The organism is Williamsia muralis (genome assembly GCF_051487485.1).
Classification (GTDB): Bacteria; Actinomycetota; Actinomycetes; order Mycobacteriales; family Mycobacteriaceae; genus Williamsia; species Williamsia muralis_B.
The window spans coordinates 661,428-674,540 of sequence record NZ_JAHVCV010000002.1 but is presented as its reverse complement, the minus strand read 5'-3'; the positions used below and the strand labels follow the sequence as shown (position 1 = coordinate 674,540).

Sequence of the window (13,113 nt, the reverse complement as noted above, 5' to 3'; positions counted from 1 at the left end):
GAGGTTTCCTTGTGGTGCGAAAGGGTGGAGTGCGAAAGGTGTTGGGCTGGTGGGAATGAGTCAGCGGAGCAGGTATGGCATGTTCACGGTGACCGCTCCGGTGGGGCACCGGACCGCGCAGGGGCCGCAGTACCAGCATTCGTCGACGTGCATGAAGGCCTTGCCGCTCTCGGGATTGATGGCCAGTGAATCGAGGGGACACACCTCGACGCAGAGCGTGCAGCCCGTGATGCACAGGGATTCGTCGATGGTGACCGGGACGTCGGCTCGGGCGTTGACTTGGCTCACTGGTACTACTCCTGTGTTCGGCGGGCTGTGCTGCGCAGACAGACTCGGTCGCTGCGCATTCGGATGTATTCGAGATCGACGGGTCGGTCTCCGGCTTGTAGGTGGGTGAGTCTCTCGAGCAGCAACATGGCTGCGCCCGAGGCGATCTCGAGGTGGGCCGCAGAGTGTGGGTCGGCGTTCACCGCTTCGACGGTCATCGTGGCGCGGCCCAGCCTTTCGCCCGCGATCTGCTCGAGAAGGGCGAAGACGTCGTTGTGTTCCAGATCGTGCTGGATCAGCGGGATGCCCAGGTCGGGAACGAGATAGGTGACGTCGAGGCTGATCGGTTCGTCGTCGAGAAACCGCAGCCGCTCGATGTAGACGGCCTGCTCACCGTCGTCGAGTGCCAGTTTGCGTGCCACGGCGCGGGGAGGGTCCACCAAGGTCGCCACCTTGACGGTGTTGCGGACTTCGCCGTGCATGAGGAACGTCTCCTTGAGTCCTTGCAGGGCGTCCAGACCGTGTTCGAGTTGTCGCGCCACCACATGGGTGCCGACACGTGGAGAGCGTTCGATGAGTCCTTCGTCGCGCAGGATGGTCAGGGCATCGCGGATGGTGTTGCGAGATACGCCGAAGTCGGCGATGAGGGTGGGTTCGTCAAGTGATCCGGCGACGTCTCCGTCGTGGACCTGGCGCCGCAGGACATCGGCGACCATCCGCGCGTTGTCGGCACGTAATCGCGTGCCGCCAGGGGGCCTCATCTGCATGAATGGCACCATAACGCCCGAATTTCGGGGTTCGGCCTGGCCGAATGCGCGGCTGTGGTCGGCCGTTCGGAATGCGCCAGGTGGCGTCTGGTCGACTCCGCCGTGACCTGGGCTGCTGCGGCGCCGAGGGGCCAATTCGCCACCTCAGCGAGCCGGCCGGGGATTTAAATCAGCGGGGTGTAAAAGTTTCGGAGGGAGTGGTCCTCGGGCCGTTCAACCCACTCGAACCTGCCCTGACCTGGGTTCCCCGGCGCCGCAGATCGATGGCCACCACCAGCGGCCACAGCATCTCGGCGGTGAAATTGATCCTTTCGGCGAGTCCCAGCCGGTCGCCTCCGCCGGTCTCCAGAACCGTCCACCCCAGCACTGCGAGCAGGATGATCGAGGCCGTCGCCGCCACGGCGGGTCGAGTGGTCAGTGCGGCAGAGGGGGCGCGGGAGATCGCCAGCAGAGGCCACAGGCAGAACAGGACCGCCGAACCTCCGGCTGCCAGAAGGTGGAACGTAGGTGCGACGTCCACCGGCGACAACGCCACGGCGATCCCACACGCACCGGCTCCGGCCAGCGCGATCCGCGCCCTTTTTCTGATTCCGGCCAGACCAGCACTTGTCACCATCTGGCAGGCCCCGCTCAAGGCGATCCCGGTTGTCATCACCCAGCCGCCGCCGGGGATCGTGGCCAGGTCACTGAGGGTCTGTGTCGTGGCGTTGTACCGCTCGGTGATGATCATCGCGGCGATCACAGAGGAGCCGATCAACAGGACGGGAGCAGCGGCGGCGCTCATCAGTGCCCAGAGCGGTACGGCCGATTGAGGTACCCGCGGCGGTGCCGACAACTGTTCGCCTTCCTGCGATCACAACCCCGACACCGGCTACCAGCGTACGGGTCCGGCCGCGTCGATGAAGGTGCCCGACTCGGCATCGTCGGGAAGCGTTGCCGCACGCAGCACAACGGCTGCTGCCTCCTCCGCCGTCAACGGCGCGTGTGTCCGATTGCCGGGGGCGAGATCGGTCTGCACATGACCGGGGCACACCGACGTGACCTTGACGGTGGTGCCGACCAGCATCTTCGCCAGCCCGATGGTGATGCTGTTCACGGCCGCCTTGGACGCCTGATAGGCAGGAACGACCATCGAATAGTACTGCGACTGAGCATCTTTCTGATCCGCCAACGATCCCATGGTGCTCGATACGTTGACGATGCGACCGCCGGCGCTGCGCCAGATGAGCGGCAGCATCGCCTCGACCACATTGAGAACTCCAAGAGTGTTGACACTGAAAGTCTTCGCGGCGGCCGATGGATGACTGAAGTTCACCTCGGTCGGCTGTGTGGCCTCGGGCAGGACACCGGCGTTGTTCACCAGGACATCCAGCCGATCATGGCGGTTGGTGAGTTCGCGAGCCGCGCATCGAGCACTTTCGAAGGACTCCACATCGAGGAGCAGGCTTTCTGCACGCAGACCCTCGTCGCGTAGATCAGCGGCCAGGGATTCGATCCGCCCGCCGTCGCGGCCAGTGATGATGACGGTGTTCCCTGCGCGGCCCAGTGCCCACGCAGTGGCAAGGCCCAGGCCCCGGCTCGATCCGGTGACCAGTGCGACGTTCGACACGATGACTCCAATTCTCTGTGCGACAGGCAGTTTGGCGCTGTTCAATTGCGCAGCATCAGTTCATCGCACGACCGCTCGGGGGTGCTGGCGGGAATCGGACCTCGCGTCGCGGGGGAGGGGACGTTGACGGTGGGCCACCGCGACGGGAAGCTGGGCAGATGGCCCACACGAACGGCGAGGCGCCGGACGGCACCGATGACGTTGCCCTCACCGCGACGATTCGCGACCTGCTGAGCGCGCGGTCGCCGGAATCGAGTATCTGCCCGTCGGATGTCGCGCGGGCGGTTGCCCCTGATGACTGGCGTCCCCTGATGGAACCGGTGCGTGCGGTCGCGCGCCGGATGATGGCAGACGGTGAAGTCCAGATCACCCAGGGTGGCGAAGTGGTCGACGATCCAGCGAACGTCCGGGGTCCGATCCGCATTCGCTGGACTCGCTGAGCGCGCCTGTCACGTTGTGCGCTGCTGTGTCGTCCTCCATATAGGGGCGCACGGTGCGCTCGTCTGAAACAGGAGGTTCCTCGCGTGGCACGTATTCCAGCAGTCAACCCCGATGACGCCGGTCTGATGGTCAAGGGCGCGTATCGGTACGCGGCCCGCAGGTTCGGCTCGGTGCCCGAACCGTTTGCCGTGACCGCCCATCACCGCGGCCTGTTCCTGGCGTCCGCGATACATGAGACGGCCGTGGACAAGGCGTCGACGGTGTTGCCGTCGAACATCCGGGAAATCGCTGTGTTCCGTACGGCCTGGACGATCGGTTGCTCGTGGTGCGTCGATTTTGGCACCATGCTCCAGCGTCTCGACGGCCTCGACATCGACCGCCTGCGTCACATCGCCGACTATCAGAGTTCGCCGCACTACAGCGACGACGAACGGGCAGCGATCGCCTACTCCGATGCGATCACCGCAACGCCGACCACGGTGACCGATGAGCAGGTCGCCGATCTGCGTGAGCGTTTCGGCGACGCCGGTGTGGTGGAGCTGACCTATCAGATCGGTCTGGAGAATCAGCGTGCGCGGATGTACTCCGCGCTCGGGATCACCGACCAGGGCTTCTCGACCGACTCCTGCCGGGTTCCGTGGGCCGATCCCGACGCAGCTGTGGCGGACTGACGTCATCGGCCGACCGACCGGGCACACTGGTGCAGGCAAGTGGCGCGATCTACGAAGGGACTCATATGTCGGCCGGACTCTCCGTGGTGATCGCCGACGACGATGTATTGCTGCGGGCGGGCCTGTCGAGCCTGCTGACGCATGCCGGGCTGGACGTGGTCGGGCAGGCCGGTGACGCCGATGAATTGCTCACGCTCGTGCGGGCGGCGCCGCCGCAACTGGCCATCATCGACATCCGAATGCCGCCGTCGCACAGCTCCGAGGGTCTCGACGCCGCGCTGCAGATCCGCAAAGAGTTCCCCTCGGTGTCGATGCTCCTGTTGTCGGCCCATGTGGAGGTCGACCACGCTCTCGAGCTGCTCGACGGGGGCCGGGGGATCGGTTACCTGCTCAAGAGCCGGGTCACCGACGTCACCGATTTTGTCGACACCGTGGGTCGAATCGCGAACGGTGCCTCGGTGGTCGACCCCGCTCTGGTGCATGAGCTGGTGGCCGCGCGAAGGCGCGATGACCCGCTCGGTGCCCTCAGCGCACGGGAACGAGACGTGCTGACCCTGATGGCCGAAGGACTGTCCAACGCCGGGATCGGTCGTCGGCTGTGGATCACCGAGGGCACCGTGGAAAAGCATGTCCGCAGCATCCTGACAAAGCTCGATCTGGCCGATACAGCCGACGACCACCGGCGGGTCCGGGCAGTGATCATGTACCTCGACGCAATGACCTGATCGCTACGCGGGCAAGCAGCTTCACGGTGCGAGGGATGTCAGCGCACGATGCGCATGATCGCTTCGGCGGACAGTTCGAACTTCGGCAGGAACCCGATCGCCGAACTCGCCTCCACCATGTCGGCGAAGTCCTCTTCGTCGTGTGTGGAGACCAGGATGACGGCGGGCGCCGGATCTGGCCGGGTCTCCAGCAGAGCCTCCACCACATCGAAGCCGCTCTCGCCGCCCAGGTCGATGTCCACCAAGATCAGGTCGGGCCGGGTGGCGGCAGCCGTCTGTACCGCTGCGGCAAGTGTTGCGGCGGTCCCGACCACCGTCATACCGGCAGCCTCCAGCAACCTCTGCGCCGCAGCGCAGAAGGCGTCGCTGTCATCGACGATGAGGCAGCGATGGTCGGAGGGCTTCACCTTTTCGAGGGTGTCAGACTGACGCGCGCAAGGCATTACCGCTAGCAGGAACATCCTCTCTCCGAGAAGCGTCGCGGTGGCCGGCCGGCGACAAGCCACTGCAGAAGAACGGCACTATCATCGCCGTGTGCTCGAGCGAACAATCAGGCCTCACTGCGGTGGGCCTGCACGATGATCTCTGCGGCTCGATCGGGGACGGAGTTCAGCACCGATCGCGGTTCCTGGCGTGACAGGCTCGCCACCACGGTGCTCCGGCCCAGTGTTCCTCCCTTGGAGTGGGGGATCGCGATCGCGGGCGGGTTCATCGCGGCGGAGATGCTCGTGGTGCATCTCCTGGAACAGATCGCCCCCAACTCGGCCTTCGGCGCGGTGTTCCTCTTCGGGGTCCTGGTTGTGTCGGCGGGCTGGGGATTCGGCCTGGCACTCGTCACGTCAGTGGCCAGTGCCACGGCCTACGCCTACGTTCACGTATCCGAGAACAGTGAGAGCCTGGTGCCCGCCGTCGTGGTGTTCTCGACGCTGGCGATCCTGACCAACGTACTGGTGGGCCAGTCACGGCTGCGCGCAGTCGAATCCGATCAACGCCGACGGGAAGCCGACCTGCTGGCCGCGTTCGCGCGCACCATGCTGCGTGAGTCGATGTCGCCGGAGATGTTCGAGAAGGCCAGTTCCCGGCTGTCCGACGTACTGGAACTGCCGCCGCCGCATGTAATTCTCGGCCCGGCCGAGACCGCCCCGGCAACAGATCAGCAGCGAATTCTGCTGCGTGACAACGGTCTCGAGCTCGGCGCCCTTCTGGTGCCCGCCACGCTCGATGCCGCCGACGGGCGCCGGGTCAGGCGGATCGTGCCTGCCCTCGAAGCTCTGCTGGCCGCTGCCCGCGACCGGGAACAGCTCCATGAGCAGACGGTCAGACTGGCGCGTCAGCAGGCCGCGCTGCGCAGGGTCGCCACCCTGGTGGCCCTGCGAGTGGAACCCGACGACGTGTACCCGGCCGTCGCGCGGGAGCTCGGGTCCGGTCTGGGTGCCGAGCACGTGTCCGTGGTGCGATTCGAGGACGGCCAGGGTGTGGTGCTCGCGGCCTGGGACGACCAGAGCAACAACAACCATCTCGCTCCCGGTGAGCGTCTCCAATTGGGTGGGAACAACATCTGCACCACCGTGCTGACCACCGGACAGCCGGCGGCCGTCGACTATGCCGCAGCCACGGGTCCGATCGCGGATCGGATGCACCAGCGGGAGCTCGTGTGTGGGCTCGGTGTACCGATCACCATCGACGGTGAGGTCTGGGGCGCAGTGGTGGTGGCCTCCGCCGATCGCGCGCCCGAACTCGAGATACAGGCCCGCATGGCCGATTTCGCCGACCTGGTGGCCACCGCGGTCTACAACTGCGAGACCCGCACGCAGCTCACCGAGTCGCGTGCGCGTGTCATCGCCGCAGCCGATCAGGCGCGCCGCACCATCGAACGCGACCTCCACGACGGTGCCCAACAACGCATCGTCTCCCTGGGTATGGAATTGCGGGCCGCGCAGGCCGCCGTCCCCGCGGATCGGGACGACCTACGGCTCCGCCTGGACCGCAGTGTCGATGCGCTCACCCACGTGCACACCGATCTTCAGGAGCTCTCGCGCGGTATCCATCCTGCGATCCTGTCGCGAGGTGGGCTCGGTCCCGCGTTGAAGACCCTCGCCCGCCGATCCCCGGTACCGGTGTCCCTGTCCATCGACATCCCCGCACGATTGCCGGATCCGGTGGAAGTGGCCGCCTACTACGTGGTGGCCGAGGCGTTGACCAACACCGCGAAATACGCCGCCGCCTCCGAGGTGACGATCACGGCGACAACAACTGATGGCGTTCTCGATCTGGCGGTTGCCGACGACGGAGACGGTGGGGCCGACACGGGGGCCGGATCAGGGTTGATCGGCCTACAGGATCGAATCGAGGCCGTCGGAGGAACATTCACCGTGTCGAGTCCGGCCGGTGAGGGAACAAACCTCATCGCGCGCATTCCCATCGGACGCGACGCCTGACACCTGAGCTCGGAACCCCACTACCGGCTAGCCGGTAGAGGCACCTCCGGTCACCACCCCCCGGGGTTGGACGCCAGCAGCGTCGACACAGCTGCCGTGATGGACGAGTGTTGATGTCACCACGTCGAAGCGACCACAGGAGACACCATGCCGTACATCACCACCACCGACGGAACCGAGATCTACTACACCGAGCAGGGCAGTGGCCAGCCGGTCATCCTGAGCCACGGATGGCCGCTGTCGTCGGACGCCTGGCAGCTCGAACTCAAGGTGCTCGCAGACGCCGGTTACCGGGCCATCGCCCATGATCGCCGCGGCCACGGCCGGTCGTCAAAGACGTACCAGGGCAACGACATGGACACCTACGCAAAAGATCTCGCCGAGCTCGTCGAGGCACTTGATCTGCGCGACCTGGTTGTGATCGGACACTCCACCGGTGGTGGCGAGGTGGTTCGCTACGCCGCACAGCACGGCGGTGACCGGGTGGCCAAGGTGATCACGGCCGGCGCCGTCCCGCCGATCATGCTGAAGTCCGACACCAACCCCGAGGGCACCCCGATCGAGGCTCTCGACGACATCCGCAACGGCGTGCTGACCGACCGCTCACAGTTCTACAAGGATCTGTCCGTGCCGTTCTTCGGTGCCAATCGCGACGACGCCAACGTTTCTCAGGGCGCCAAAGACGACTTCTGGCGCCAGGGCATGCTGGTGAACCTCGCCGCTGCCTACGACTGCGTCAAGGCCTTCTCCGAGACCGACTTCACCGAAGACCTCAAGGCCCTCACCGTGCCGATCTTCATCGCGCACGGCGACGACGATCAGATCGTGCCCATCGCCGCTGCGGCCGAGAAGACCATCAACCTCGTCAAAGACGGCACCTTGAAGGTGTACCCGGGTGCCCCACACGGCATCTACGGCGAGTACCAGAAGGCACTGGACGCCGACATCCTCGAGTTCATCGCCAAGTAGCAGCAGCCAGGCCCCACTCTCTCAGCACATTAGGCAAACGGAGTTCGTTCATGTCCGCAACACCCACCATCGTTCTCATCCACGGTGCATTCGCCGACGCCGCTAGCTGGTCCCCGGTGACCCGCCGTCTGCTCGACAAGGGCCACACCGTTCTTGCGCCGCCGGTTCCCAACCGCAGCTTGCTCGGTGACTCGGCGTACATCCGCTCGTTTGTCGAGCAGATCGACGGACCAGTGGTTCTGGTCGGCCACTCCTACGGTGGCGCAGTGATCACCGTGGCCGGGGCCGCGGACAACGTCGTCGGGCTGGTGTACGTCTCCGGCTACGCACTCGAAGAGGGGGAGAGCCTCGGCGAACTCCAGGGCCGATTCCCCGACTCGGACCTCGCGGCCAACCTCGTCTACTCACCGTTCCCGATCGAGGGTGCCGAGCCCGGCACCGACGTCTCGGTGAAGATCAGTGCCTTCCCTTCGGTATTCGCAGCTGGGATCCCGCAGGAGGACTCAGAGGTGCTCGCGGTGTCGCAGCGACCACTGGCTGCCGCGGCCTTCGGTGAAGCAGCACCGGTTGCGGCGTGGAAGACCACGCCGGCGTGGGGAATCGTCAGCAGCAACGACCACACGATCAACCCGGATGTCGAGCGGTTCGGATACGAGCGTGCAGGTCTGAAGAAGGTGGTCGAACTCGACGCTCCCCACCTGGTGATGCTGGCCAAGCCGGCTGAGGTCGTCGCTCTCATCGAAGAGGCCGTCACTGCGGTGACCCAGGAAAGCGCCGTCGCGAACGTGTGACGGCTCCAGGCGCCGCCCCGGCCGATCGTGGCCTGGGCGGCGCTCCCGTCTCTGAACATCCATCACCGGCTGAGGAGAGAGTCCGAGAAGATGAGCGCTGTGACCACCTCTGTGGAGCCAACGCCCCAGGTGTCTGCGTGGGCGCCACTGCGCAACAAGATCTATCGCTGGCTCTTCATCGCCCAGCTCGTCTCGAACATCGGTCTGTGGATGCAGACCGTCGGGGCCCAGTGGTTCCTGGTGGAGCATGGCAGCAGCGCCACCATCGTCGCGCTGGTGCAGACCGCGAGCCTGCTCCCCACACTGTTCTTGGCGTTGCCCGCCGGCGGCCTCGCCGATCTCCTCGATCGCAGGCGCCTGCTGATCGCGGTCAGCACCTACACAGCGGTCGCTGCGGCCGTCACCACATTCCTGGCCTGGACCGATGTGTTGACCCCCGTGATGTTGCTGGCGATGACGTTCCTGCTCGGATGTGGTTCGGCACTGTCGGCGCCGGCCTGGCAGGCGATTCAGCCAGAACTCGTTCCGCGGGAACAGATCCCAGCGGCTTCCTCGCTGGGCAGCGTCACCGTGAACGCCGCGCGTGCGGTGGGTCCGGCGATCGGCGGAGTGGTGGTGGCTGCGGCCGGGCCGGCCGCGGTGTTCGGCATCAACGCCGTGTCGTTCCTGGCGATCATCGGTGCACTGCTGTGGTGGCGCCGGCCGCCCGACACTCCAGGCGTCGACCGCGAGCGTCTCGGACGCTCGTTGGTGACCGGCCTGCACTATGTTCACGCCGCACCCATCGTCCGGCGAATCATGTTGCGGTCGGCGCTCTTCGCCTTCCCGGCGTCTGCCCTCTGGGCTCTGCTGCCCGTGGCGTCGAGTGAGCGCCTGCATTTCGGGGCGTCGGGTTATGGCCTCGTGCTGGGCATGCTCGGTGTCGGAGCGGTGGCCGGTGTCGCGATCTATCCGCGCCTGCGGAAGAAGTTGTCTCCGAACGCATTGCTCGCGGCCTCGGCGATCGCGTACGGGATCGGAGTGGTCGCGGTCGGAGTGTTGCCGGTGTGGGCGGTGCTGCCGCTGCTGCTGTTGGCCGGAGCCGCCTGGATCGCAACTCTCACCACGCTCAACGCAGCGATCCAGCTGTCGCTGTCGCACTGGGTGCGGGCCCGTGGGATGTCCATCTATCTGCTTGTGTTCATGGGATCGCAGGCGCTCGGATCGTTTGTCTGGGGTGTGGTTGCGTCCCACACGGGTTTTGTCACGGCGTTGCTCATCTCGGCGGCCCTCCTCGTCGCCGCTGCGGCCAGCGTCGCCGTGGTACCGCTGCGGCCGGAGACCGGGACGCTGCCGCGAGGTGTGTCGACCGCGTGGCCCACCCCGATGGTGGTGTTCGGACCCGAGCCCGACGACGGCCCCGTTGTGGTCTCGGTGACCTACCGGGTGCGACCGGGCGAGCTGGACCGGTTCGATGAGGCGATGATCGCTGTCGGCAGAGCGCGTCGCCGGACCGGCGGATACTCCTGGGGTCTGTACCGCCATGGCGCCGAGTCGGAGCTGCGGGTGGAACAGTTCACCGTTCCCTCGTGGAGCGATTACAAGCGGCAGACCACCGAACGCTGGACGGACTCGGACCATCAGCTGATCACCGCAGCGTTGTCGCACACGGTGACCGGCGCGACCGAGGACGAACGTCAGCTGTTCGCGGTCGGGCCCCGGACCGGCCGCCATCCGGCGCGGGCCGGCGACCACATCGGCCAGGTCGGCGAACCGAACGGTACCGCTGAACGGGCGGAGTTGCGGCACGGTTCTACAGTCAAGGGATGAAGTTGCGATCGTCATGGGCCGCCGACCACCACATGCCGCCGGCTGTGGTGCAACCGGTTCTGCGACGGTTGGCTCGTGACCCCGGCGCGATCGACGATCTGGAGTGGAGCTATCTCCTGCAGGCCGACGGTCCTGAGCTGGACGAACTGTGTGCCCTGGCCAATACAGCCCGAAGTGAGACCACCGGAAACGACCTCACCTTCGTCGCCAACCGCAACTTCGAGACGGCCGCCGTGCTGGCCGACAGTGGCGACGCGAGCCTGGAAGACCTCGTCGCCGAGGCCTGGGAACTCGGCGCCACAGAGATCTGCCTGCAGGGTCCGGTTCCTCCCACCGAACCCGCCACCCGATACCTGGAGCTGATCGCGCGGATCAAAGCGGTCGCGCCCGAGATCCATCTGCACGCCTACCGCGCGACAGAGGTGTTCGACGCCGCGACCCGACTCGACGTGACCGCCGGCGAGTTTCTCCGGTCAGCCCGTGAGGCGGGCCTCGACACCGTGCCCGGCACTGCGGCGCAGGTACTCGACGACCACGTGCGCCGCGCCCTGTCACCTGATGGCCGCGGGTTGTCGGTCGCCGCGTGGGTGGACACGATCATCACCGCCCATCAGACGGGTCTGAAGTCGACCGCGACGATGCTCTACGGGCACGTCGAGGACCCGATTCACCAGGTGGCCCACCTGCGTCTGCTGGCCGACATTCAGCACCGCACGTCCGGCTTCACCGAACTCATCCTCATGCCGATGCTGCCCGAGAACGCCCCACCCCACGTCCGGGACCAAGCGGTCCAGGGCCCCACGCTCCGCGAGACCCGCGCGGTACATGCGGTGGCACGCCTGATGATGCTCGGCACCATCGACCACGTGCAGGCCGCGTGGACCAAGCTCGACGCCGATGCGCTGCGTGCGGTGCTCCGCGGCGGTGCCGACGATGTCGGCGGCGTCCTGATGGACGGAACGCTTCGCCCCGACGCGGGGCCCGAGAGCGGCAGAGAGCTATCACCCGAGGATGTGACGGCGTTGGGCTCCGAGCTCGGCCGGACACCGCGTCAGCGCACCACTCTCTACGAGGACCCACCCGCCGAGCGGGTCGAAGTGTTGCGACGGGTCTTCGCGTGACCTCATCGTTCTCCTTGCCACACTGCGTCGACGTGGCGATTGTCGGTGCCGGGTTCGCGGGGTTGGGACTGGCCATTCGGCTGGCTCGGGCCGACCGGGAGAGCTTCGTCATCCTCGAACGCGGCGATTCGGTGGGCGGCACCTGGCGGGACAACCACTACCCGGGTGTCGCATGCGATGTGCCCGCGCACGTCTACTCGTATTCGTTCCGGCCCCCCGGTGACTGGACCTCACTCTTCGCGTCCGGGCCCGAGATCCACGACTATCTGTCCCGTGCGGTGGCCGACGAAGGTCTTGCGCCTCACCTGCACCTGAACACCGATGTGACGCAGGCACGATGGCTTCCGGATCAGCTCTGCTGGCTGGTGGCGACCAACGCCGGAGAGGTGCGAGCACGTGTCCTCGTGGTGGCTGTCGGCCGGTTGGCCGACCCGCTCATGCCTGAGGTCAGCGGCTCTGACACCTTCTCGGGCAATGTTTTTCACACCGCCCAGTGGGATGACAAAGCTCCGATCGACGGCGCACGCGTCGGCATCGTGGGCACGGGGGCATCGGCGGTTCAACTCACGCCACACCTCGCTGAGCGGGCCGGAGAGCTCGTGGTGTTCTCCCGGAGCGCGCCCTATGTGGTGCCGCGGGGCGACCGCCGCTACAGCGAGACCGAGCGGGTGCAATTGCAGGTGAAGGCGAACGCAGACCGCTTGAGGGAAGAGCTCTTCACCGAGGCCGACAAAGCGTTTGCCCAGCGTCGGGGGCTCCGGCCGGACATCGATGAGATCCGGGCCCGAGCGCTTGGGCATCTGAGTGCTCAGGTCGTCGATCCGGATCTCCGCGCGGCCTTGACGCCGGACTATGAGATCGGTTGTAAGCGAATACTTCTCAGTGACGAGTTCTATCCGGCGCTGACCAGGCCGTCGGTGACGCTGGAACCATCTGCACTCGCTGCGTTCGACGGCGACTCGGTGGTCGCTGCCAGCGGGCGTTCCTACAAACTCGACGTCGTGGTCATGGCCACGGGTTTCGAGGCGGCCAGGCCCGCGTTCGCCGAGAAGGTCGCGGGTGTGGACGGTGAACTGCTCTCGGACCACTGGGGCGAGGGAATGGTGTCGTATGCGTCCACGGCGGTCAGCGGCTTCCCGAACATGTTCGTGCTGGACGGCCCCAACGCGGCCCTCGGCCACAACTCCGCCATCTACATGATCGAGACACAGATCGACTACGTCCTGGGTGCCCTGGACCACCTATGGCGAAACAGTGGGTTGGCGCTCGAGGTGTCGGCGGACGCCGAACGCGACTACACGCGGGAGATCGACGAGCGCAGTGCGTCGACGGTATGGCTCAGTGGTTGCAGCAGTTGGTATCTCGACCCCCAGAGCGGCAGGTTGACCCTGCTGTGGCCCGGTACCGGTCGCTCGTTCCGGGAACGCAACGGTACTTTCGATCCGCAGCGTTATGAGACGGTCAGTGCGGTCGGCGTCGGCCACGATTGCCGGGTTTCCTGACTC

General features: G+C 66.2%; 14 protein-coding genes. 9 read left to right on the top strand and 5 right to left on the bottom strand.

Annotated features, from left to right (window positions below):
* Nucleotides 1-60: 60 nt before the first annotated feature.
* The 4 genes from KXR83_RS06650 to KXR83_RS06635 all read right to left on the bottom strand — a co-directional run bounded on the left by KXR83_RS06650 (nt 61) and on the right by KXR83_RS06635 (nt 2,643).
* Nucleotides 61-288 (bottom strand): 4Fe-4S dicluster domain-containing protein, encoded by a 228-nt coding sequence (locus KXR83_RS06650; protein WP_023962513.1) that lies wholly within the window; start codon nt 286-288, stop codon nt 61-63.
* Nucleotides 289-293: 5 nt separating this feature from the next.
* A complete protein-coding gene (locus KXR83_RS06645; RefSeq protein WP_062795960.1) occupies nt 294-1,034 on the bottom strand; it encodes a GntR family transcriptional regulator in 741 nt (246 codons plus the stop codon).
* 169 nt (nt 1,035-1,203) lie between these two features.
* Complete coding sequence (locus tag KXR83_RS06640) at nt 1,204-1,869, bottom strand: DUF998 domain-containing protein (protein ID WP_437424137.1); 666 nt, start codon at nt 1,867-1,869, stop codon at nt 1,204-1,206.
* Between the two features lie 36 nt (nt 1,870-1,905).
* A complete protein-coding gene (locus KXR83_RS06635) occupies nt 1,906-2,643 on the bottom strand; it encodes an SDR family NAD(P)-dependent oxidoreductase (RefSeq protein ID WP_437424136.1) in 738 nt (245 codons plus the stop codon).
* A gap of 158 nt (nt 2,644-2,801) precedes the next feature.
* On the opposite strand from KXR83_RS06635, the gene KXR83_RS06630 reads away from it, so the two are divergent.
* The 3 genes from KXR83_RS06630 (at nt 2,802) to KXR83_RS06620 (ending at nt 4,480) form a co-directional block, all read left to right on the top strand.
* Nucleotides 2,802-3,083, top strand: a complete 282-nt coding sequence (locus KXR83_RS06630) for a DUF3253 domain-containing protein (protein WP_437424135.1) — start codon at nt 2,802-2,804, stop codon at nt 3,081-3,083.
* Between the two features lie 84 nt (nt 3,084-3,167).
* Nucleotides 3,168-3,755 carry a carboxymuconolactone decarboxylase family protein gene (locus KXR83_RS06625; protein WP_437424134.1) on the top strand — a complete coding sequence of 196 codons (588 nt, stop codon included), beginning with the start codon at nt 3,168-3,170 and terminating at the stop codon, nt 3,753-3,755.
* Between the two features lie 65 nt (nt 3,756-3,820).
* On the top strand, nt 3,821-4,480 hold the full coding sequence (locus tag KXR83_RS06620; protein WP_437424133.1) for a response regulator: 660 nt from the start codon (nt 3,821-3,823) through the stop codon (nt 4,478-4,480).
* Between the two features lie 38 nt (nt 4,481-4,518).
* On the opposite strand, the gene KXR83_RS06615 is transcribed toward KXR83_RS06620, so the two are convergent.
* A complete protein-coding gene (locus tag KXR83_RS06615; RefSeq protein ID WP_437424132.1) occupies nt 4,519-4,887 on the bottom strand; it encodes a response regulator in 369 nt (122 codons plus the stop codon).
* 171 nt (nt 4,888-5,058) lie between these two features.
* Here KXR83_RS06615 and KXR83_RS06610 point away from each other — a divergent pair, with 171 nt between their 5' ends.
* The 6 genes from KXR83_RS06610 to KXR83_RS06585 all read left to right on the top strand — a co-directional run bounded on the left by KXR83_RS06610 (nt 5,059) and on the right by KXR83_RS06585 (nt 13,110).
* On the top strand, nt 5,059-6,918 hold the full coding sequence (locus tag KXR83_RS06610; RefSeq protein ID WP_437424131.1) for a sensor histidine kinase: 1,860 nt from the start codon (nt 5,059-5,061) through the stop codon (nt 6,916-6,918).
* A gap of 147 nt (nt 6,919-7,065) precedes the next feature.
* A complete protein-coding gene (locus tag KXR83_RS06605; RefSeq protein WP_437424130.1) occupies nt 7,066-7,887 on the top strand; it encodes an alpha/beta fold hydrolase in 822 nt (273 codons plus the stop codon).
* Nucleotides 7,888-7,937: 50 nt separating this feature from the next.
* Nucleotides 7,938-8,678 (top strand): alpha/beta fold hydrolase, encoded by a 741-nt coding sequence (locus KXR83_RS06600; RefSeq protein WP_437424129.1) that lies wholly within the window; start codon nt 7,938-7,940, stop codon nt 8,676-8,678.
* A gap of 90 nt (nt 8,679-8,768) precedes the next feature.
* The gene (locus tag KXR83_RS06595) at nt 8,769-10,487 is read left to right on the top strand and encodes an MFS transporter (RefSeq protein ID WP_437424128.1); all 1,719 of its coding nucleotides are present in this window, start codon (nt 8,769-8,771) and stop codon (nt 10,485-10,487) included.
* Nucleotides 10,484-11,608: an FO synthase gene (locus KXR83_RS06590; protein WP_437424127.1), complete on the top strand. Its 1,125-nt coding sequence runs from the start codon at nt 10,484-10,486 to the stop codon at nt 11,606-11,608. The genes KXR83_RS06595 and KXR83_RS06590 overlap by 4 nt, the downstream gene beginning before the upstream one ends.
* Nucleotides 11,609-11,640: 32 nt before the next feature.
* Entirely contained in the window at nt 11,641-13,110 is a 1,470-nt protein-coding gene (locus KXR83_RS06585; protein WP_437424126.1) for a flavin-containing monooxygenase, read from the top strand.
* Nucleotides 13,111-13,113 lie beyond the last annotated feature (3 nt).